20 protein-coding genes and 1 pseudogene are annotated in these 21,889 nt (G+C 43.2%); 8 read left to right on the top strand and 13 right to left on the bottom strand.

Annotated elements, in window-relative coordinates:
* Nucleotides 1–409 precede the first annotated feature (409 nt).
* On the top strand, nucleotides 410–2,194 hold the full coding sequence (locus tag MHH76_RS14325) for a phosphatase PAP2 family protein (RefSeq protein ID WP_020452344.1): 1,785 nt from the start codon (nucleotides 410–412) through the stop codon (nucleotides 2,192–2,194).
* A gap of 82 nt (nucleotides 2,195–2,276) precedes the next feature.
* Here MHH76_RS14325 and MHH76_RS14320 read toward each other — a convergent pair whose 3' ends face one another.
* The 9 genes from MHH76_RS14320 to nikA all read right to left on the bottom strand — a co-directional run bounded on the left by MHH76_RS14320 (nucleotide 2,277) and on the right by nikA (nucleotide 11,999).
* Nucleotides 2,277–3,071, bottom strand: coding sequence for an SDR family oxidoreductase (locus MHH76_RS14320; RefSeq protein ID WP_020452343.1), 795 nt, complete (start codon nucleotides 3,069–3,071; stop codon nucleotides 2,277–2,279).
* A gap of 17 nt (nucleotides 3,072–3,088) precedes the next feature.
* On the bottom strand, nucleotides 3,089–3,991 hold the full coding sequence (locus tag MHH76_RS14315; RefSeq protein WP_229029916.1) for an AraC family transcriptional regulator: 903 nt from the start codon (nucleotides 3,989–3,991) through the stop codon (nucleotides 3,089–3,091).
* Between the two features lie 409 nt (nucleotides 3,992–4,400).
* Nucleotides 4,401–5,756, bottom strand: coding sequence for an MATE family efflux transporter (locus tag MHH76_RS14310; protein ID WP_020452341.1), 1,356 nt, complete (start codon nucleotides 5,754–5,756; stop codon nucleotides 4,401–4,403).
* Nucleotides 5,757–5,816: 60 nt separating this feature from the next.
* Nucleotides 5,817–6,647, bottom strand: a complete 831-nt coding sequence (locus MHH76_RS14305) for a MerR family transcriptional regulator (protein WP_206761307.1) — start codon at nucleotides 6,645–6,647, stop codon at nucleotides 5,817–5,819.
* Nucleotides 6,648–6,901: 254 nt separating this feature from the next.
* The gene (gene nikE / locus MHH76_RS14300) at nucleotides 6,902–7,720 is read right to left on the bottom strand and encodes a nickel import ATP-binding protein NikE (protein ID WP_020452339.1); all 819 of its coding nucleotides are present in this window, start codon (nucleotides 7,718–7,720) and stop codon (nucleotides 6,902–6,904) included.
* Between the two features lie 41 nt (nucleotides 7,721–7,761).
* On the bottom strand, nucleotides 7,762–8,580 hold the full coding sequence (nikD, locus tag MHH76_RS14295; RefSeq protein ID WP_020452338.1) for a nickel import ATP-binding protein NikD: 819 nt from the start codon (nucleotides 8,578–8,580) through the stop codon (nucleotides 7,762–7,764).
* 18 nt (nucleotides 8,581–8,598) lie between these two features.
* Nucleotides 8,599–9,426 (bottom strand): nickel ABC transporter permease subunit NikC, encoded by an 828-nt coding sequence (nikC, locus tag MHH76_RS14290; RefSeq protein WP_023855330.1) that lies wholly within the window; start codon nucleotides 9,424–9,426, stop codon nucleotides 8,599–8,601.
* Complete coding sequence (gene nikB / locus MHH76_RS14285; protein ID WP_025811088.1) at nucleotides 9,423–10,367, bottom strand: nickel ABC transporter permease subunit NikB; 945 nt, start codon at nucleotides 10,365–10,367, stop codon at nucleotides 9,423–9,425. Before nikB ends, nikC begins: the two co-directional genes overlap by 4 nt.
* Nucleotides 10,368–10,376: 9 nt before the next feature.
* On the bottom strand, nucleotides 10,377–11,999 hold the full coding sequence (gene nikA, locus MHH76_RS14280) for a nickel ABC transporter substrate-binding protein (protein WP_020452335.1): 1,623 nt from the start codon (nucleotides 11,997–11,999) through the stop codon (nucleotides 10,377–10,379).
* Nucleotides 12,000–12,286: 287 nt separating this feature from the next.
* Between nikA and MHH76_RS14275 the strand changes: the two genes are divergently transcribed.
* Nucleotides 12,287–13,336 carry an NAD(P)/FAD-dependent oxidoreductase gene (locus MHH76_RS14275; RefSeq protein ID WP_025811089.1) on the top strand — a complete coding sequence of 350 codons (1,050 nt, stop codon included), beginning with the start codon at nucleotides 12,287–12,289 and terminating at the stop codon, nucleotides 13,334–13,336.
* A gap of 72 nt (nucleotides 13,337–13,408) precedes the next feature.
* Here MHH76_RS14275 and desR read toward each other — a convergent pair whose 3' ends face one another.
* The 3 genes from desR to desE all read right to left on the bottom strand — a co-directional run bounded on the left by desR (nucleotide 13,409) and on the right by desE (nucleotide 16,320).
* Entirely contained in the window at nucleotides 13,409–14,008 is a 600-nt protein-coding gene (gene desR / locus MHH76_RS14270) for a two-component system response regulator DesR (protein ID WP_020452333.1), read from the bottom strand.
* A gap of 19 nt (nucleotides 14,009–14,027) precedes the next feature.
* Nucleotides 14,028–15,140, bottom strand: a complete 1,113-nt coding sequence (locus tag MHH76_RS14265; protein WP_020452332.1) for a sensor histidine kinase — start codon at nucleotides 15,138–15,140, stop codon at nucleotides 14,028–14,030.
* A gap of 121 nt (nucleotides 15,141–15,261) precedes the next feature.
* Nucleotides 15,262–16,320 carry a fatty acid desaturase DesE gene (gene desE / locus MHH76_RS14260; RefSeq protein WP_020452331.1) on the bottom strand — a complete coding sequence of 353 codons (1,059 nt, stop codon included), beginning with the start codon at nucleotides 16,318–16,320 and terminating at the stop codon, nucleotides 15,262–15,264.
* A 279-nt stretch (nucleotides 16,321–16,599) separates the two neighbouring features.
* Here desE and MHH76_RS14255 point away from each other — a divergent pair, with 279 nt between their 5' ends.
* The 4 genes from MHH76_RS14255 (at nucleotide 16,600) to MHH76_RS14240 (ending at nucleotide 19,294) form a co-directional block, all read left to right on the top strand.
* Nucleotides 16,600–16,947, top strand: coding sequence for a winged helix-turn-helix transcriptional regulator (locus tag MHH76_RS14255; RefSeq protein WP_003183789.1), 348 nt, complete (start codon nucleotides 16,600–16,602; stop codon nucleotides 16,945–16,947).
* A 185-nt stretch (nucleotides 16,948–17,132) separates the two neighbouring features.
* Nucleotides 17,133–17,759 carry a 3-hexulose-6-phosphate synthase gene (hxlA, locus tag MHH76_RS14250; RefSeq protein WP_003183787.1) on the top strand — a complete coding sequence of 209 codons (627 nt, stop codon included), beginning with the start codon at nucleotides 17,133–17,135 and terminating at the stop codon, nucleotides 17,757–17,759.
* Nucleotides 17,760–17,761: 2 nt separating this feature from the next.
* Nucleotides 17,762–18,319 carry a 6-phospho-3-hexuloisomerase gene (hxlB, locus tag MHH76_RS14245; protein ID WP_020452330.1) on the top strand — a complete coding sequence of 186 codons (558 nt, stop codon included), beginning with the start codon at nucleotides 17,762–17,764 and terminating at the stop codon, nucleotides 18,317–18,319.
* A 585-nt stretch (nucleotides 18,320–18,904) separates the two neighbouring features.
* The gene (locus tag MHH76_RS14240) at nucleotides 18,905–19,294 is read left to right on the top strand and encodes a tautomerase family protein (RefSeq protein WP_003183782.1); all 390 of its coding nucleotides are present in this window, start codon (nucleotides 18,905–18,907) and stop codon (nucleotides 19,292–19,294) included.
* 85 nt (nucleotides 19,295–19,379) lie between these two features.
* On the opposite strand, the gene MHH76_RS14235 is transcribed toward MHH76_RS14240, so the two are convergent.
* Nucleotides 19,380–20,243, bottom strand: coding sequence for a 23S rRNA (adenine(2058)-N(6))-methyltransferase Erm(D) (locus MHH76_RS14235; RefSeq protein ID WP_025811090.1), 864 nt, complete (start codon nucleotides 20,241–20,243; stop codon nucleotides 19,380–19,382).
* 556 nt (nucleotides 20,244–20,799) lie between these two features.
* Between MHH76_RS14235 and MHH76_RS14230 the strand changes: the two are divergent.
* Together MHH76_RS14230 and MHH76_RS14225 are read left to right on the top strand one after the other, a co-directional pair.
* A pseudogene (locus tag MHH76_RS14230) lies at nucleotides 20,800–20,916 on the top strand (porphobilinogen synthase); the annotation flags it as partial.
* Between the two features lie 258 nt (nucleotides 20,917–21,174).
* Nucleotides 21,175–21,882 (top strand): DNA alkylation repair protein, encoded by a 708-nt coding sequence (locus MHH76_RS14225; RefSeq protein ID WP_020452328.1) that lies wholly within the window; start codon nucleotides 21,175–21,177, stop codon nucleotides 21,880–21,882.
* Nucleotides 21,883–21,889 lie beyond the last annotated feature (7 nt).

Raw genomic sequence — 21,889 nt, 5'->3', positions numbered from 1 at the left:
CCATTATTACACTATATAATCCGATTTATGATGTGATTTTTATCAAGCAATTAAAATATGAATTCCACGATATATTCCGAAGACCCCTTATTTTTATTGTCTCTCATTTACCTATTAGGCCGGTATCTTTCTCACTTTAAACACTCCCGCTTCCAAGCATGACACATAACTCACCAAGATCCTTTGCGGCCTGCGGGATGCGCTTTTTTTCTTTGAATCCAAAAAAGCTCTGACAGTGCCTTCAATCCGATGTTTGCGTATACACGATCTTTCAACTGTTTAGAGAGAACGTTGAAAAATATAAACAAAACATTAATAAAATCAAGCCATTTGATTTAACAAATTTACGATACGATCATATAGAACTTGATGGTTGGGAGATTAAGAGCAAGGGGGATATGATGTGAGAATGAAACGATTAAGGATGAGGAAGCATTTACTGATAGCTGTCTGTTCTTTGGCACTTCTTCTAAGTTCTCTGGTTGTAGGCGATGCGAGCGCGGCAACTAAACCAACAACTGCAGCTTCGCCGCAGTCTTCCGGATTTTTCGTAGATCATTACAAAAATAATATCTCTGCTAATATGACGGTGGAATCCAATCCAGTCATCGGGGTGCTTTCCGAATTTAATAAACTTTGGATCCCCGGAAAGACGTGGAATGCCGGTACTAAACTGAACAGAAGAGTGTTGGATGCCAACATCCAAAAAGTCGTGGATATTGCTGAACACCGCATGATGTTTGAGGAAAATGCTGCATATTTTGATGATCGGAGGGGCCAGAGCTACAGTGTTATTGACGGCCTCGGGAAGCTTGCTGACGTCTATCGAATGAACGCGGGAGCGACGACAACGATCATCAGCATCCCGGCAGATGCCTCGATAAAAAAATATCATGATGAAGGAACCAATTCAGGCAGCACCAGTTCGGAACTTGGACATGTCGTGAGCTTGGTCAATACTTTACGCGGCAACTATTCTTCATCGAATCCGGCTAAAGGCTATTTCAATTATCCCCGTCCGTTTCGCTGGAAAGACAATTCGATCATTGTTCCAACGCTTATTCCCGTCATCAATCCTGATCCGAACAAAGACGGAGGTTTTCCAAGCGGACATACGAACGCCGCATATCTCAGCGCTTTTGCCATGGCCTATGCGATACCAGAGCGTTATCAGGAGCTGCTGACTCGCGCTTCTGAACTCGGTCATAACCGGATTGTTGCCGGTATGCATTCCCCGCTGGACGTTATGGGGGGAAGGGTCATGGCAACAGCGTTGTCGGCTGCGATCCTGTCCGATCCCGACAATGAAAAATTGAAGAAAACGGCTTATGATGAAGCTCATCGTAAACTATTAACGCAAACCGGTACAGGCGAAGACAGATACAGCGATTATGAAACGAATAAAAAACAATATACGGAACGATTGACATATGGATTTCGTCAAATGAAGACAACCGCTAAACTAATGGCAGTTCCAAAGGGAGCCGAAGTCCTGCTGGAAACGCGTTTTCCTTACCTTGATAAAAAGCAGCGCCGTTTGATTTTAGCCACTACCGGTCTTCCGGCCGGCTATCCTGTTCTTGATGATGCGGAAGGATGGGGAAGGCTTAATCTCTTTTCCGCCGCAGATGGGTATGGTGCTTTGACCAAAGATGTTACCGTGAAGATGGATGCTGCCAAAGGCGGCTTCCATGCAACGGATCGCTGGCGCAACGACATCTCCGGCGCTGGAAAGCTGACCAAAAAGGGGACAGGCACTTTGAAGCTGGAAGGGAAAAATACATATTCCGGCGGTACACGGATTGATCAAGGGACGCTTGAGGGCGGTTCGGAGACAGCTTTCGGGAGAGGTGATGTTTCACTGGGAAGAGGCACCCTTAGGGAAGATGTGCCGGGAAAACTGATGATCGGGGGAGACTACAAACAATCTGCTGAAGGAATACTTGAACTTCATCTCAGCGGTAAAAAAGATCAGTTGAAAATTAAAGGAAAAGCAAGATTAAAGGGGACATTACGTCTCAATTTTACAGACAATTACGTTCCGGCTGATGGATCGGCGGTCATAACCTTCCGCAAGCGTCATGGCTCATTTTCTTCCGTCGAAACCAGAGGATTGCCAAGCAAGTATAAAGTGAAGATCATCTATAAGTCCAACAGTATTCAGTTGAAACTTGATCAAAAGGGGAGAAGCTGATCTTCATCATAAGCTGCAAGCTGGCGCTTACTGCCGCCAGCTTGTTTTTCGTTTTGACGAAGTCTATCTTGAACAGGAGATCTTAAAAAATAGTCGGCACCATTCCCCCGTCCATACGGATCGGAGACCCTTTAAATGCAGATGCATAAGGACTGCATACAAATGCCGCCAGTCTGCCGATTTCAATAGGTTTGATAAATCGCTGTATTTCGGATTGAGGCAGGTTTGTGGTCATGAATTTCTTCTCTTTTTCTGAAAAAGTCATTCCTTCATCAGGGTACATTCCCTCAATGATTTGCTTCACATTCTCAGAGAGCGTCGGCCCCGGCATGATCGTATTGACCGTCACTTCTGTTCCGATTGTTAATTTAGATAAGCTTTTTGACAATGATAATAGCATTGATTTTGTCATACAATACTGAGGCATCTGTCCTGAAGGCATCATCGCTTCTTCACTTGCAATAAAGATGATGCGGCCAAAATCACTTTTCAGCATTTTAGGCAAATAAAATTTAGTTAAACCGTTTGCAGCCAGAACGTTGGTGCGGAAGTATTTTTCCCATATTTCATCGTCAACGTCCTCATATTCCATGATTTCATAAATGCCCATATTGTTTATTAAAATATCGATTTGAGGGTATTTTTTAAATAAAGCTTCCCTTTGCCTAATATCCACGATGTCAGCCGCGGCGTTTTGGGGAGAGGTGGCAGGAAAAGCTGATTTTATTTCATTGACTGTTCGTTCTGCCTCTTCCTCATTTCGTCCGTTAATGAGGACATGAACACCTTCTTTGGCAAGTTCAATAGCGATGGCTTTTCCTATCCCTTTCGTCGATCCTGTAACTAAAGCTGTTTTGTTCTTTAATCCCATATCCATCAAACATTTCTCCTATTCTAGTTAAGTCCATTCAGCCGGGTTTGCTTACGCCAATTAGAAGGTGTCTCGCCTTCCCAGAGGCGGAAGGCCCGGTAGAACGAGTTCTGATCTTCATATCCGATCAGAAAGGCCACTTCTTTAATATCGAGCGAAGGGTCTGCCAAGTATTCCCGCGCCTGCTCATGTCTGACTTGGATCAACAGCTGTTTGAAGCTAGTGCCTTCATCAGTAAGCCGGCGCTGCAAGGTGCGGCCGCTCATTCCCAATTCGCCCGCGACAGTCTGAATGTCTGGGTGCCCTCCTGTGAGCGTGCGTTTCATGATCCACTTGACCACTTCAGTGATTGAAAGGCTATTTTGCTGATCATTCAACGATTGATCCAGCACGGGAGTCAGAATCTCCAGCAACTCTGCATTATACGAGACAAAGGGGCGGTCCAGATCTCCTCGATGCAGCGTCAGCCGATTCCGATCTGCACCGCTCCGGATACGGCAGCCGAAGTATGCTTCAAGCGCCTGCATGTCGCCCATTGGGTGTGCAAACTCGACCGACTTCGCTGTCAACGGCTGACCTGTACCCCGGCGCCCGAGTTCCAGAAGAAATGCCAGTGTAATGCCAATCAAGAGCGGCGGACCGGGTTGCTTATCATCCAACCATTCCAGTTCGATTGTGCAGTGCTCACTTTCCTCGGTGATACGCAAGCTTTCGGGAGGGCACAATTGTTTATAGCGGGCCATTCGCTTTAGCGCGTCGCGGTAGTCACGAGCATGGTAAGCCGCTAATACGGCTGGAGGGTAATGTGCCGGCTCAAAGCCGGTCGCAAGCTTGATGATTCCTTTGGAAACATCATCAACGAGATCGGAATACGCCTGCCAGATCGCGAGGTATTGGGCGGCGGTGACAACTGGTTCAGTCATCATGGTGAGCGGCAGCTGGGCTTTTCGGAGCACGTCAGAGGCGTTAATTCCTAAGTGACGCAATCCCGCCCAAAACCTGCCGGGAATTTAATTCGATTATGAGACATCATACGTATGAGCACTCCTTTAACTTTCTGCACCTTCGCTCACTTGGTCGTCATTCCATCCTGCCTTATTGGCGGGACAGTTATAACTTTACCTATCCATTGTCGGACTGTAACTAGCAAAGGACGACATTTAACTTGCCGATTACGCCGAACGTGTCAGCGTACGAAGACTGTGACAGGCAGGCGCCTGTATTCTATCATTACCTTCAAATAGGAGGGACAAGTATTATTGTTTGAATCTTCAATTGATGAATGCAGTCCTTAGATATAGGAAACAAGCCGGGAGGAAACTCCCGGCTGTAAAATCATCCCTTGCCAAACACGGGATTTCCTGTTTTCATCACATGTTTTCTCGTCATGAAAAAGAGGAGGGCGGCGACAAAAAACTCGGAAAGCGGCAAGGATAGCCAAACTCCCGTGACGCCAATAAACTTAGGCAAAATCCAAAGCAGGATGAGAAGGGACACGAAGCTTCGCAATATGATGATCAAAGCCGATGAGCCGGCCCGGCCAATGGATTGAAAGTAACTCATATAGACAAAGTTATAGCCAAGGAAGATATACCCGATAAAAAATAGGCGGATTCCATCGATGGCCAGCTCCTGGATTTCGGTTGATTCTATTCCGAATAAACCTACAAGGAACGGTGCAGCCACCCAACCGATAACGAGCAAAAGAATTCCCAGGATAACAGCGGTCTTCTCCCCAATCTTCATGCTGCTTTTGATTCGTTCGCTTTCTTCAGCACCATGATAATAGCTGATCATTGGCTGAAGCGCCATTTCAATGCCGAAGAAGGACAGGAACATAAACCCGTGAAGGTAGTTGATGACCGAGAAGGCAGCGACCCCTCCCGTGCCTGCCAATTCGGACATCGCCAGGTTATACCCTGTTACAAATATGAGGAGCCCGGCCTCCGCCAGAAAACTTGGAAACCCGATGGCAAAGATATGCAGAAGGGATTTCCGGGACCACTGAAACGCCAGCTTTCTCAGTTGCGCTTGACGGTTAAAGAAGTGCAGGGATAATACAAGCAGTCCGGCGAATCCGCCAAGCACCGTTGAAATCGCAGCACCTGTTACCCCCATGTTCAAAATCATGATTGTATAAAAATTCAGAATGATATTCACAATCGATGTTGTTGCAAGAGCTATCATCGAAAGCTTTGGACTGCCGTCATTCCTTACAAAAATACTTAAGACCTGTTCTAATGCGATGACCCAGCCGAATAAAAACATGATGTTTAAGTACTCTATGACGTAAGAAGAGGTGTCGGAGTTAGCGCCAAGCCATAGGGAAATGGCTTGAATATTGAAAAGCCCGAACACCCCTAAAAGCGCACTGATGATTAGTGTAGAGAAGAGAGCCAGAGAAAAAACGCTGCTTGCCTTTTGAGGACGATTCTCCCCGATGCTGATAGAGTACTTCGTTGCTCCGCCTATCCCAACCCACAGAGAGATGGCCATAATCAAAGAAATGACCGGATAGGAAAGGTTCACTCCAGCCAGTGCTGCGGTTCCAATCCCATTTCCAACGAATAGGCCATCAATTAAAATATTCGCTGACATCAAGAGTAATCCAAGCGTTGCAGGGATGAAATATTTAAAAAACACTTGATTAACTGGTAATTTCATTAGCTGCTGATGTGTTTCTGTCATCATGTATTCCTCCTATAATGAGCTACAGGAGTATTCTAAACCTTCAAGTTACTTGAAGGTCAATCAAAACTTTGTCACCGGAATTTGGATTAAAGTGACAAAATGATCGGACTCCTTGATGACAGCCTCATCAAGAACGGAAATCTCAACGGGGATTCCTTCAAGTTTATATCCTTTCTCTTTCAGCTGACGTAAAACAAGCTGATAACTTTTTCTCATGTCCTCGTAGGGGCCAATATGAGGATAGCTTGCATACAAACCTTCGTTTAAATATTCATTGCTGTTTTCGCCGTGCAGCAATTCAAATAAGCCGATGTATTTTACAGGTCCTTCTTGCTTCAAGCTTTCCATATCCACGATCGTTCCGATGTCTCCGGTGAAGAAGCCGTTATTCTCGATCGACTGGCTCGAAAGCGTTTCTCTATCCTTTAAATAGATGTCGTCGCCTTCCTCTATCAGATCGACAGGTTTGTCAAAATACAGATAGGAAACAGGCCGTTTTGGGAAATACTGAAATGTTAAAGCAGGATGACCGGCAAGTTTTATTCCTTCTTCGATTGTGGAAATTTTGTTTTCGATCCTCGCCGCACTGCGTTGGAGCCGGCAAATTTCCATCCTCACTTCCTCAAGCTTCTTCTTCAAAATATCCATCGTCGTTTCCGGAGTCCTTTTATCTAACTGATGCTGAATGTCTTTTAACGAAAATCCATTTTTCCTTAAAAAAATAATGGTATCCAGAACCTGAAATTGTTCAACACCATAATATCGATAGGATGTTTCAGGGTCAGTATACTTTGGCTTGAACAGTCCGATTTCATCATAGTAACGCAGAGTCGATGCGGGCAGCTTGAAAAGCCGTGCTACTTCTCCCACGCGGAATCGATTATTCACCATTTTTCACCTCATTTGTTGGTATGTGAACTTTTTTTAGGGTTATCGGATGTATATCTTAAGCCTACTATTGACATTAGGTGAAAATGCATGCCTGGTCAACAAGGAACCGCAGCCTCTAAAAGGGGCATTACGCCAAATGATAGATTTTCAAAAATAAATGAGGGCTTCATGATTGGAAGCCCTCATTTATTTTTCACAAACGTGAATTAAAGAAGCTCATTTCAGAGAAAAGGTTTGAATTGGTCCCGGCAAGTTTATTGCTGAAGCGCTCTTGTTCCGATCGAACGAAATCGCGGATGCTCTGCCAGTATGGAACGCTTCATTTCTTTTACAACCGGGTGATCTGACTTTAAAAACCGATCTTTCTCGTAAAGCCCGGTCAATTGGCCGTGATCTAAAATACCTAGTGTATCACTTAATTGATAGGCGGCTTTTAAATCATGCGTTATAAAGAAATACGACATTCCAAAATCGTTTTTGAGCTCTTTTAATAAATCCAATATAAGCGTTTGGGTTACCATGTCCAGGCTGCTGACAGACTCGTCCAATACGATCAGCTTCGGCTTGAGCGAGACTGCTCTTGCAATATTAATTCGCTGCAATTGGCCGCCGCTGAATTGATGCGGATATTTTGTTAAATCCTCTTCAGTTAAGCCTACTCTTTCCAACAGCTCGATAATGGTCCGTTTTTGCTCGGCGATTGTGAGCCTTTCATAGTTTTCCAGCGGTTCTGCTATGATTTGTTCCGCCGTCATTCGCGGGTTGACGGAAGAATATGAGTCTTGAAAAACAGCTTGAAGGTCGCGGCGGATTTTCCGCCGGATGGATTGCTCGGCTTTATATAGATCATGACCTTGAAAAAAGATTTGGCCTGATTGCGGCCGTTCCAAACCGAGCATCACTTTTCCCAATGTGCTTTTCCCGGCTCCGCTTGGTCCAATCATGCCCAGACATGCGCCTTCTTCAATTGAAAAGCTGACATTGGAAAGGACTTGTTTCGATGGAGCTTTCCATTTGAACAATTTGCGCGCCGTATAATGATGAGTGACGTCTTTCACTTGTAATAAACTCACTTGTTCACCCCATATCAAATGCAGGTCTTCTTCATACTGACTCAAGTGGCAAGTTGATCCATTGGCAAAGTCAACCGTGCACTTAACAGCTTCTTTGTATAGTCATGTTTTGGTTCATCAAACAGCTGAAACACATCTCCATTTTCTACAATTCTCCCATTCTGCATCACAGCGACTTCATCGGCCATTTCAGCAATGACGCCCAGATCATGAGATATAAGCAAAATCGCCGTGCCGAATTCAGATCGCAAGCCGTCTAAATATTTCAGCACCGTCTTCTGATTAAACACGTCGAGCGCAGTTGTGGGTTCATCCGCAATAAGAACGGCCGGCTCCAGGCATGCTGCAATTGCAATCATGACCCGTTGAAGCATTCCGCCGCTTAATTGAAAAGGGTAAGAATGCAAAAGTTTAGCGGGGTGGGGGAGGTTTACATGATGCAGTGCTTCGGTCGCGAGCTCTTTCGCCTGTTTTTTGCTAAAAGATGTATGAGAGCGAATCGATTCGATCATTTGCTGGCCGATCGTAAAAACGGGTGTAAAAGCGTTCATCGGATTCTGCATAATATAGGCTATATCTTTGCCGCGGATTTTACGCATGTCCTGTTCTGCTAATCCGTTCAATTCCCGGCCCCGCAATGCAATACTTCCTTCCACCTTGGTTGTTTTTGGATCAAGCGTCTGAAGAATAGACATGCTCGTTACCGTTTTTCCGCAACCGCTCTCACCAATTAAACCAAGAACCTGTCCGCGCTTCAGTTCAAAATTAATCCCTTGAACGATAGTTGAATTTCCTTTTTGATTGTGAACCTGCACATGCAAATCTCTGACTTGAAGTACTGTTGATTGTTCTGTTCCCAACTTCCTCATTCCTTTTTATCATCGACGTTTGACGCCGTATTGATCTGATAAGGCTTCGCCCAATAAATTGAACGTCACAACGACAACCATGATCATCAGCCCTGGATAAATCATTAACTCGGGGTTCGTCCGAATATACGATTTACCTTCATGAATCATCGCTCCCCATTCAGCTGCCGGGGGCTGGACGCCTAATCCGAGAAAAGACATGGCGGAGATATCCATAATGGCCCAGCCCATTTCCAACGTGCCGATGACGACGAGGGGAGGGAGGACATTAGGGATAATATGCTGTTTAATAATTTTCCATTGGGAAGATCCATTGATTTTTGCCGCCGCAATAAAATTCTCCTCTTTCAGACTAAGCACCATTCCTCTAAAAATTCTTGCATAATAGACCCATTGCACAAGCATGAGGGCCACAATGACTTGAGGAAGTCCAGGACCGAATATGCCCACGAGGCCAAGAACTAAAATTAAGTTCGGAAAGGCCATCACACCATCGCAGCATCTCATTAACAGCTGATCAATCCAGCCGCCTTTATACCCTGAGATCGTCCCGATTATGAGGCCGATAACGAGTGAGGAAATGAAAATGAGCATCGCGAATCCAAGAGAAATCCGGGCGCCGTACAAAAGGCGGGATAAGTTGCATCTTCCCAGATGATCAGTTCCTAAAGGAAACGTCCAGGACGGAGGCTGCAGCTTATAGACCAAATGGACATCAGCAGGGTGATGCGGCGCAATCCAAGGGGCGAATACAGCGATGATAAAAAGGACGGTTAATATGATGGTGCAGATTGCGATCACTTTTGGGCCTTTGAAAATCTTGCGTATACTTATCATCGATGCTGTCCTTCTTTCCTTGAAATGCGCGGGTCAATATACATTTGAATGAGGTCAACAATTAAGTTGCTCAATATAAAAAAGGCGGCGGCTAAGAACACATAGCATTGAATGACAGGGATGTCCCGATTGAAAATGGCCTCAATAAAATAACGGCCAAAGCCCGGCCAAGAAAAAACGACTTCAACAATAATTGTGCCGGTGAGCAGCTTGCCAAGGTTCATTCCCAGCCCCGTAATCATCGGAGAAATGGCCATTCGCAATACATGTTTGGCCATAATGTTCATCCTCGTCATTCCTCTTATGCGAGCAAATTGCACATAGGGTTCTTGCAGGTTTTCGATGACACTTGCACGGAGCAGCCTTGTATACATCGCGATTAAAGGAAGCGCCAAAGTCATCGACGGCAGTACAAGATGCTGCCATGTCCCGATTCCCTCTACCGGCAAAAGGTCTAACTGAACAGAAAAGAAAAAACCCAGCATATACCCTAACCAAAAAGTCGGGATGGATGCTCCGAAAAAGGAAATGAAGCGGCTGATATGATCAACTGCACCGTTTCTTTTAATTCCCGCTAAGAAGCCTAGCGGCACACTGACAAGCACCGCAATCATTAAACTCCCAAGCGCGAGCTCGATCGTCGCCGGCATTCGGTGTGCAACTTCATCCCAAACCGGCTGATTCGAAACATAAGATATGCCAAAATCAAGTTGGCATATCTTCAATACAGAGTTTACATATTGAATAAAGAATGGCTGATCCAAGCCAAACTCATGTCTTTTTTGCGCTAAAATTTCATCGGTTGGCTGGATATGTGCTGCGGCTAAGTATGCTTCAGCTGGGTCAACCGGTGAGAGATGAATCATTCCAGTTGTGAGAAGTGCAGCTAAAAGAAACACTGGAATAATAGACATGATTCGTTTCAATATATAGTTGCCCATAAAAGCCTCCTAGTGTTGCTGCTTGATGCGAATCCCTGTAAATGGATGTTCGTCACGATTGGCAGGGAACGTAAAGTTGCTGATATTCTTTTGATATATCGCCGTCTTTTTAATATAAGAAACAGGAACGATGGCTCCCTGGTCTTGAAGGGATTTTAAAATAGATGAGTAAAGCTCCTGCCGCTCTTTTTCATCAGTCGTTTGAGGTACCTTTGCCATCTGCTTGATCAGCTCGTCCTTGTTTGGATAGGCTGAAATCGCTTCATTAAATCCGAATCCTTTGGAGGAGACAATGTTTAAAAATGTGTGCGGGTCATAAGGCGCACCATAGTTGCTAAAGAAGTTCATATCAAACTCATTCGCTTTAAACCGTTTGACTTGGGTTGCCAATTCTACACCTTCAAGATTCAGCTTTACCCCGATCGCCGCCCATTCTGCCTGCAGCGTTTCGGCCATTGTTTTTTGAATGGATTCCGCTGAATCATACATTAAACTAAATTCAAGAGGCTTTCCGTCTTTCTCGCGCACCGTCTTGCCATTCGGAAGCTTCCAGCCTGCCGCATCTAATAGCGCTTTTGCTTTCTCTGGATCATAGTTGATTTGCTTTACATCAATATCAGACGTGTATGGGAAGTCTGTCGGCAAAATATGATCTGCTTTTTCTTCTAACCCGGAGGTGATGCCTTTTACCAAGGCTTCTTTGTCAAAACCATAGTGGAGGGCTTGACGCACGCGCTCATCAGAGAGCTGTTCTTTTTTCGTATTCATGACAAGCTGTCTCGTCGCCACCGGTTCAGAAAGGCTTGTTTCATATTGGCCTGTCGCTTGCAGCTGCTTGAATGCATCCAAACTGATAACGCCTTCGCCGTAAATGAGGTCAAGCTCGCCTTTTTCAAATGCAAGCACCCTTGTTTCGGCGTCCGGGATGACTTTCACCTTGATTTTCTCGACTTTTGGCTTTTCACCCCAATAATGTTCATTGCGTTTAAAAACCGCATATTCATCAGCTTTATGCTCTTCCAATACCCACGGGCCCGTACCTACCGGTTTTGCGACACCCTTTGATGTATCGCCGTCCTTAGGGAAGCCGGCTTCTCCCAAAAACCGGACCGGCCGTACTACGGCTAGTTCCTGAATGGTCGGGTAATATGGTTCAGTTAATGTCAATTTAAATGTATGATCATCGATTACTTCTGTTTGGGCTATTTTTGAAAGAAACCCTAACCAGCTGTGTAATTCAGTATGTTTTAAAATGGAATCAAAATTCTTCTTCACAATTTTTGCATTAAACGTTGTCCCATCTGAAAATTTTACATTCTTACGTAAATGAAACGTATATACTTTACCGTCATTTGATATATCCCAAGATTCGGCTAAATGCGGTTTAAGCTTTCCTCCCGCTTCATAGGTAACCAAAGGTTCATATACCATCGACTGGGCAAATAATTGGGAAGGATTATACACATGCGGATTCATCTCGCCAATATCTCTAGGCCAAGCCATTGTGACCATGTTTTCATGCGTTTTCTCTGTTGAATTTCCTGAGGTTGTACATCCGGCCAATAAAATAGAAAAGGCGAGCATTAATACAAAAGTAATTTTAATTTTCGAACTAATCCTTCCGCTTATCATGCTTTGTTTCCTCCTAAATGAAGTTGATAATCATTTTCATTCTATGCAGGAAGCATACCCTTGTCAATGTAAGATATAGGAACTGCTTACATGCTGCGGAATGGGGAAGCGGCGGCATCCCGTGAAGAACGAGCGCAAAGAGGGGGAGGCGAAAATGAAGTGGCGAAGAATGAACTTTTTATTAAAATGGATTGTAAAAACGAAGCAATCAAAGTACACTTAATGATAATGATAATCATTTACGATTGAGGGTGTAAACTCATGACATATACCGGGAGTGAAGAGCGATGAGCAGAAATGAAGTGTTTGATGTGACCGTGATCGGCGGAGGTCCGGCCGGTTTATATTCCGCCTTTTACAGCGGACTGCGGGGAATGAAAACGAAGATTATCGAATATCAGCCGATGCTGGGCGGAAAGGTTCACGTATATCCTGAAAAAATGATCTGGGATGTCGGGGGGCTAACGCCGATTTCCGGAGCCAGGCTGATAGAACAGATCGTGCAGCAGGGGCTAACATTTCATCCTGAAGTGCTGCTGAATGAGAAAGTTGAATCGATTGCCCGCAATGAAGAAGGGTTGTTTGAGTTACATACGGCTGCCTCAGGGGTGCATCTGTCCAAGACGGTCATCGTTGCCGTGGGCGGCGGCATCCTCAATCCGCAAAAGCTTCAGATTGAAGGAGCAGAGCGCTTTGAAGTGTCCAATCTGAATTATACGGTCAAATCGCTGCACCATTTTAAAGATAAAACGGTCATAGTATCAGGCGGCGGCAATTCGGCTGTCGATTGGGCCAACGAGCTCGAACCTGTAGCGAAAAAGGTCTACCTCGCTTACCGCAAAGATGCGCTCAGCGGGCATGAGGCCCAGGTGGATCAGCTGCTGAACAGCTCGGTGAGCTGCTTCTTCCATACACAGATTACCAAGCTGATCGCTTCGGAAGATCATGAGGTGATCGAACGGGTCGAGCTCACGAACGCTCAAACCGGTGAGGTGATGGAGCTGCCTGTCGACGAAGTGGTTATCAACCACGGCTATGAACGCGACACCTCACTGCTGGAGAACAGCCGACTTCATATTACCAGGGTTGATGACTATTATATTAAAGGTACCGCCAACTGCCAGTCTTCCGTGCCCGGACTGTATGCGGCAGGGGATATTGTGCATTATGAAGGCAAGCTGCACTTGATCGCCGGAGCGTTTCAGGATGCGGCAAACGCGGTCAACAGCGCCAAGCGCTTTATCGATCCCGAAGCACACAAGAGTGCGATGGTGTCGTCACATAATGAGGTTTTCAAAGAGCGCAACCGCGAGCTTGTGAAGAAGATGTTCGTGTAGAAAAGGAACGTTTCCGCCGTGGGAGCGGCTGATTCGTCGAGGGGATCTTGGAGATATGCCAAGATTCTCTTTTTATTTAAACCAGCCTTTTTCCTTTGAACGGGTAATGGCTTCGATCCGATTTTTGACCTCAAGCTTTTCAAGAATCATTGAGATATAATTTCGCACGGTTCCGCTTTTGATGCTGAGTTCTTGGGCGATTTCTTTTGTGTTTTTTCCGTCAGCCACAAGTTCGAGCACTTCTTTTTCTCTATCTGTGAGGGGATTGGCCTCACTGTACATGTCTTCCATCAATTCAGGCGCATAGATCCGCTTTCCTTTCATGACGCTGCGGATGGCGCTCACAAGCTCTTCGCTTGGGCTGTCCTTTAACAAATAGCCTTTAACACCTGCTTTAATGGCCCGCTGAAAGTAACCGGGGCGGGCAAAAGTGGTTAAGATAATAATGTTGCAGCCTGTATCCTTTAGTTCCTCAGCAGCTTCAAGTCCCGTTTTTCCCGGCATTTCAATGTCCATAATGCATACATCAGGCCGATGTTTTTTTGTGAAATCAACGGCATCCTGTCCGGTTGTGCCTTTGCCGACGACTTCCATATCATCTTCTAAATTCAGTAGTGATCCTAAAGCGCCCAAGAGCATCTGTTGATCTTCCGCAATAAATATACTAATCATGCAAGCCATCCTTTTTTGTTTATTTTGAGTTATTAGGAATTGACATGGTAAGCTTGGTGCCGTTTTTTGTATCAATGTGAAGGCTTCCGTTTGCAAATTCAAGCCGTTCTCTCATGCCAAGCAAGCCGTGTCCTTTTGAAAAGTACTTCTCTTCACCTTGAAACGTTCCATCGTCAGTCACTGTAATGACAACTTCCTTCCAGAGCTGCTGGATGTCAATGCGGCAGGTTTTAGCCTGACTGTGTTTGACGACATTAGTGACAGCTTCCTTTAAGCACATACTCAATATGTTTTCATTAAGCAATGAGATATTTTCCGGCAATTTTTCTTCTTCATAGATGAACGCAATGTCGGCTGCTTCAAGAATTTGTTTGATGTTGATCATTTCATCCTTGAGCCGAATGCCTTTCATGGAGGATACAATTTTTCTTACTTCATTTAAAGAAGTTCTCGCAGTTTGCTGAACGCTTTTCAGTTCACGCGCGGCTTGATCGGGATCTTTGTAAATTAATTTTCTCGCCAAGTCGCTTTTTAAACCGATCAGAGACAGCTTTTGCCCAAGTGTATCGTGAAGGTCGCGGGCAATCCGCTGCCGCTCTTCTAATTTTACCAAATTGGCAATCCGTTCATTAGCATACTCGAGTTTTTCTTCGAGGCGTTCGCGCTCCTTGCGGCTTCTAATACTGAACGGCAATAAAATCGCGCTGATGAGAGTGATGACCACAAAAGGAATTTGTGTCAGAAAAAATTCTTTTTTTAACACGAGACTGAAGTTGGCAGCGACGGCTGCGCTTATTAAATGAACATAATATAAAATGTGAAAAGGGGCTCGTTTTTTTATGTTCCCTATAAAATACGCGATAAAAAAAGCAAAATAAATATAGCTGAACAGCATAATCGAGGCGGTTGAAATGCCGATTAATATAAACGCCCACAAATAAATGTCCCAGCCTTTTGAAACAAAAGCAAATCTGTATACCGCAAAAAATAAAAGTGTCAAAATGATGCCGACGACGATGACAAGGGTAGATGATGATTGCATGATAAAGTAGAAGGGCAGGATGAAAAATATCGTCCATATATACGGTGAGATCCCGTTAAGTTTTTGAAATGCAAAGTGCTTTTTGAACATGATATAACCTCGTTTTCAGCTTTTCATCTTTAGAGTAACTTTACCATTGCCTGAGCCGGATTGCATCATCCGACAATAAATAAGGAAGCCTTCTTGTTGATATAAGAAGACCTCCTCATCGTCAGGCGTTCTTTCGCAGCTTCTGTTTTTCCGTTGAATCCTGCGGAAGATGGGAAGATGTTTGTTTCATGTCCCGAAAGGTTACAAACTGCTTTTTTTCTTCATCCCAAAGCCGGAACGCGAGTGATTGCAGGCTTGTTTTTAAAGTGATGGTCGGGACGTTTTTTAGTGGTTCGTGCTGCTCATGTGCGATTTCAAGTTTATAGTTAGGCACCTTTGGGCTCAGATGGTGAACGTGGTGGTACCCGATATTGCCTGTAAGCCATTGAAGCAGTTTCGGTAGTTTATAAAATGAACTTCCTTCCACAGCCGCCTGAACGTAGCTCCAGTTTTCATCCGCTTCAAAATAAGAATCTTCAAATGTATGCTGAACATAAAACAGCCAAACGCCGATCGAACCTGAGATCAGAAAGATCGGACCCTGTACGAGCAAGAACGATTGCCAGCCAAAGATCAGGCAGCAAACAGCAGCCAATGCCGCGATTGCAAGGTTGGTAAGGTATGTGTTCACACGTTCCTTCCGTCTTGCACCTTTTTTGTTAAAGCGGTTTGTGATCAGAAAGACATAAATTGGTCCGAGAATAAACATGATAAACGGATTTCTGTAAAGTCTGTATGCGATTTTTGTGCGTAGAGGTGCGGCTTTATATTCGTTTACCGTCAGCAGCCAGATATCGCCTGTTCCGCGTTTATCTAGGTTGCTGCTTGTCGCATGATGAATCGAATGGCTGTGCTGCCATTGAAGATAAGGAAATAAAGTCAGAACGCCTGTCAAAAAGCCGAGAATGTGGTTAAGGCGTTTTTGTTTGAAAAAGGAAAGATGGCAGCAGTCGTGAAAAATAATGAAAATTCTCGTCAAAAACCCTGCGGCAATCACCGTTATTCCTAATGTAAGGAGGTAGGAGACATCGAGGCTGAGGTAGGCAAGAAACCACAGTCCGAAGAAAGGAATAAACGTATTGAAGAGCTGAATGAGACTGTTTTTGGTATCAGGCTGGGCAAATGCAGCAACCTGTTTTGTTAACTGTTTTTGTTTGTGTGTGGTGGTTTGTTCAGTCATAGTAAAGTTATCCTCTCATAAATGGGTCTTAAGTTAAGTTTACGGTACAGAGAGATGTCTTTGTAGTAGCACACATCATGCTTCAAACATGACACTTGTCATGTTTCCTTCACCCGAATGGATAAGAAGATTGACAATGACATGATGGGCAAATCCGCATGATGATATGGTGAATAATGGAATCTGGAAAAACGCGATGATTGATTAGTTAAACAAAGTTCTTTTACAATGATGTGATAGATGTTCATTGTTTAGTCATTTCATAAGGGGAGAATTCATATGTCACGAATGGAAAATAAAACATTTAATTGTGAGAAGGAGCTGACGCTCAACATTATCGGCGGTAAGTGGAAAATGCTGATTTTGTGGTTTTTAGGAAAAGAAGGTACGAAAAGGTTCGGAGAATTAAAAGCTTTGATGCCCGGCATTACGCAAAGAATGCTGGTGAATCAGCTGCGTGAATTAGAAGAGGATCATATTGTACATAGGGAAGTATATCCGGTTGTTCCCCCAAAAGTTGAATATTCCCTAACGAAACAAGGAGAAAGTTTAATGCCTATATTAGAGGCGATGTATGAATGGGGTAAAAATTATATAGAAACGAACTTTTCAAAAGATGATGAATAGAATGGTTGACTTTAAGATACTGTTTTGGAGACAGTATCTTTTTCTGTACCATATGAGGAAAAGTATAGTATGTAAAAAAAAAGTGCGTACTATTAATGGAATTTTCCCCTTGTTATACTCTTGATGTAACAAAATATGAAAAGAATAATCCGCGGAATTCTTAATTCAAACAGGAGTGATTGTAAGTGGAATTACAGTTAGCATTAGATTTAGTCAATATACCGGAAGCCATCGAAGTAGTAAAAGAAGTAGAAGAATACATTGATATTGTAGAAATCGGTACGCCGGTTGTGATAAATGAAGGACTCCGTGCAGTGAAAGAGATGAAAGCCGCTTTCCCGAATTTGAAAGTGCTGGCAGACCTTAAGATTATGGATGCGGCGGGGTATGAAGTGATGAAAGCATCAGAAGCAGGAGCCGACATCATCACCATTTTAGGGGCTGCTGAAGACATGTCTATTAAAGGCGCTGTAGAAGAGGCGAAAGCGCAAGGGAACAAAATCCTGGTGGATATGATTGGGATTAAAGACATCAAATCGCGTGCTAAGGAATTGGATGAGCTTGGTGTCGATTATATTTGTGTCCATACCGGTTATGACCTTCAAGCCATTGGCCAAAATTCATTTGAAGACTTAATGACGATTAAAAATGTTGTGAAAAACGCTAAAACGGCTATTGCAGGCGGAATTAAATTAGACACACTGCCCGAAGTCGTTAAATTAAAACCTGATTTGGTTATTGTCGGGGGCGGTATTGCAAATCAAGACGATAAAGCTGCGGCAGCCGCAAAAATGAAGCAGATGATCCAATAAACATGAAGACTTATGATTATGTAAAAGCGATCATCGCAGAGCTTGATCATGCAACGTCTCAAAATCAAGCGGAAGGTATAGAAGACTTAATATCCACTATCATGTCTTCTGAAAAAGTGTTTGTTTCCGGTGCAGGCCGCTCCGGTTTAATGGGGAAATCATTTGCTATGCGATTAATGCACATGGGGATCAATGCGTTTGTAACAGGGGAAACCGTAACACCGGTATTTACCGAAAAAGACTTGCTTATCGTGGGCACGGGATCAGGGAAAACAGAAAGTTTGCTTCATATGGCGGAAAAGGCAAAAGATATCGGAGGCACTGTAGCGACAGTTACGATCTCTCCAGATTCGCCGATAGCTGAAATATCTGACCTGATACTGCAGCTGCCCGGCTCCCCAAAAGATCAAACGACAGGCAATAAACAGACGATACAACCGATGGGCTCGCTTTTTGAACAGACTCTTTTATTGTATTATGACGCTATCATATTGCGAATCATGGAAATGAAAGGGCTGAATACTCATAACATGTATGGAAATCATGCCAACCTTGAATAATAGAAAATCGCCATCCGTAATCTTGGATGGTGATTTTTTTGTATACAAATCTGTTTTTAATATATCATTTACATCTATATTATATTTTTAAAATGTGGATAACGTAAACTGGAGCAGGGACTAAATGGATATATGAAGAAAGGAGCTTATTATGCTTACAAGTTTTAGCTTGGTTGGGTTTATCCCTTTATTTGTTTTTATTATTTTCATCATATTCGAGTTGAGAAAGCTTGTCCCTTTTTTTTAGAAATAAGTAGAGTGTTGATAAAGAAGGAGGCGGTCTTCGTAATTTCCGCCTTAACCGCATTCGATTTCATTTGACTGGAAGACAAAAAAAGCGTTTTCTGATCATGTTATTGTCATGTTTTGATGAACTATTATGTACATACTCATCTCCTAAAGAACGGGTGTCAACTAATTTTTAATAATACAGACCTTATATCTTCGATACTGATAAAGCAGATGAAAAGATTATCAATTGTTGAATATATTTTGGTTATGTGTTATGTTTTTATCAAGTTAACAGACATCATTTCTTGTTATTTTGCTAACGAAATTTAAAATGATCAAAAAGGGGATAAACAAATGCCATTATTACGTTTCGATCTAATAGAAGGCCGTGATGAACAAGCATTAAAAAAATTATTAGATACCGCACACGATGCGATGGTAGAAGCGTTTAACGTTCCGGAGAAAGACCGCTATCAAATTGTCCATCAGCATCCGGCGAATGAGCTTATTATCCAAGATACAGGCTTGGGATTGAATAGATCAAAGGATCTGGTTGTGATTAGCATCACCAGTAAAACAAGAACGGAAAGCCAAAAAGAGAAATTGTACGCTTTACTTGCTGAAAAGCTTGAAGCGGAATGCGGCATTTCACCTGAAGATGTCATGGTGTCCATCACAGAAAATGGAGATGCCGATTGGAGTTTCGGCCTCGGCGAGGCGCAGTTTTTAACTGGAAAGCTGTAAGCGGACAAAAGGAATGTTGACAGGGACATCTGAATCCCTCCAGAAATAGCTAAAGCTGCTGACGGGAAGTCAGCAGCTTTTTTCTTTATATTTCTCCGGGTTTTCGCTTATTTGCTCTTGGCCATTTGTGATGCATTACATACTGAGTCATCGTGTTAAAAATAACCGCCCATTGGTTTTCGGTGAGCGTTCCAACGGTTTTTTCATTGTTGATTTTTAGACTTTTTCTTAAGTGTTTCATTTGACGCGGGGTAAAAATTCCGCGTAAAGCAACACAGAGAGGGATATTCGGCTCCTTTAGCGCGTATTCGGCAAGTCCCCGAAACGCAATATAATGTTTATGTGATAGAGGCGCGTCTTTTTTTCGTGTTATTCTGACCATTGCCGAGTCCACTTTTGGAGGGGGAGAAAAATGCTCTTTCGATATTTCTCTGACAATGCCAATATCAAACCACATTCTCCAAGCTAAAACATAGGAATTTTTAATGAATTTTGATGTGAAACGTTTAGCAGCCCCTTTTTCCATTACGATGATCCCTTTTTGAAATCCGCTTGCAGGATTGTTCAAAAGCATTTTCATGATGGGGGTTGTGATGGCATAGGGAATATTAGAGACCACCACAAACTTTTCTTTTGGTAAATGAATCTTCATGATATCTTGATGAATAATTTTCGTATTTGAATGCTGTGCCGTTTTACGTGTGAGTATATCAACGAATTTAGAATCGTTTTCCACTGCCAATACCTTACCGGCTTTTTGACTTAGCACAGTTGTCAAAGCCCCTTTTCCCGCTCCTAACTCTAAAACCGTATCGTCTATGCTAATATTTGCCCGATCCACAATTTCTTCAATTAATTTTTTATTATGCATCAAATGCTGTCCGGAAAAATTCGGAGATTCCCCGCGGTTTAACTTTTTTCCTCTGTACTTATGATTTTTTTTCTTCATGTTTCCTCTTCCTCTCATCATAAAAAATCACAGGCGGTCTGCCTGTGATTCAGAGTAAAGGGAAGAGCCATCCTTTAAGGATGAAGCCGCGGTATTTCCATAACCAAATAAGCCTTTCTCAGCCGTTAGAAAAAAAGGATTAAACAAAAAAGAAAGGCAGAACGATCCGCCTTTCTACAAATTACAAATTTTATATGCAAATTGAAGATTATTAAAAAAGGACAGACTGATCCCGTTTACTCTGCATACACAAACAGAGCCTTTGAACGTATTTAATTACTGGTTCAAAGTTGGGAAACGAAGTCTCATTGAGTGTGTCATTTTTTAATAATCCTCCTGAAAAGTTAAAGTTACGATCTCATTGTAGGGCATTCTTTGGAAAACGTCAACGGCTGGAATTTTCTTCTCCTTACGAATATCGCAGGGGTTAACCAGGCAGTGTTAAGAATAGGAGTCTGCTAACATTGAAATTATAGATGTGATTGTCTATAATTCAAAATACAAATCGTAATATTTATGATTTGTAAATAACTCATAGAAAAGTGGTGCAATAACATTGAATCAGTCATTCGCATTCTCACGGCATCGCAGACTGCGCTCAACACCGGGTATCCGGGATTTGGTAAGAGAAAATCGGCTTTCCGCTGACGATTTCATATATTCTCTGTTTGTCTAAGAGGAAAGGCGGTCAAAAACAACCCCTTTCTGCTTGTTAAAATGTTTCACATAATAAATATAAATGATATGCAGAGGAAATTTAGTTTTTATCAGACTTAGAAACAAAACAGCCGCTAAAAAAGATGAGGATTATGATGTACCGTTTATGGAGAGCAAAAAACAAATAAAGTTGATTTGTATTGATTAGATGAAGCGAAAGAGCATGATAATGGAATCAAAGAAATGAATTTAATTTACAGAGGGAAGTGAAAGCATGGATTTTGAAACGGTTATGAAGGAACTTGAAGCGCTGGGTACGGAAAATATGAAAAAAAGATACATAACGAATGGTGCACACGAACCGCTTTTTGGTGTGGCTACAGGCAAAATGAAGCCGCTTGCAAAGAAAATCAAGAAAAATCAACCTTTGGCGCAGCAGCTTTACGCTACCGGGAACTACGATGCCATGTATTTTGCCGGCATTATTGCTGACCCAATCACAATGACTGAAGCGGATTTTGAGCGCTGGATCGATGAGGCGTATTTCTATATGCTATCTGATTATGTTGTTGCAGTAACTTTGGCAGAAACCGATTTTGCGCAAGCTGTCGCAGATAAATGGATTTCAAGCGGGGAAGAACTCAGAATGTCGGCAGGCTGGAGCTGTTACTGCTGGCTTTTAGGTAATCGATCGGACGATGAATTTAATGTGACCAAAATTGCCGGTATGCTTGATCAGGTGGAACATGCGATTCACGATTCTCCGGATCGAACAAAATCGGCTATGAATAACTTTATCTACACAGTCGGGATTTCATATTTGCCGCTCCATGAAAAGGCGGTTGAAACCGCAAAAGCAGTAGGCCCGGTCGAACTTCGGCGGGACAAGAAAAAAAGCAGTATCCTGAACGCTTCCAAAAATATTCAAATGGATGTTGAGAGAGGCCGCCTTGGTTTCAAACGGAAATATGTAAGGTGTTAGCATAGTT

The organism is Bacillus sp. FSL L8-0193 (assembly GCF_037976065.1).
In the GTDB taxonomy this organism is placed as follows: Bacteria; Bacillota; Bacilli; order Bacillales; family Bacillaceae; genus Bacillus; species Bacillus paralicheniformis.
Note: the sequence above shows the minus strand (reverse complement) of the source record. Positions and strands in the feature narration are given on the sequence as shown.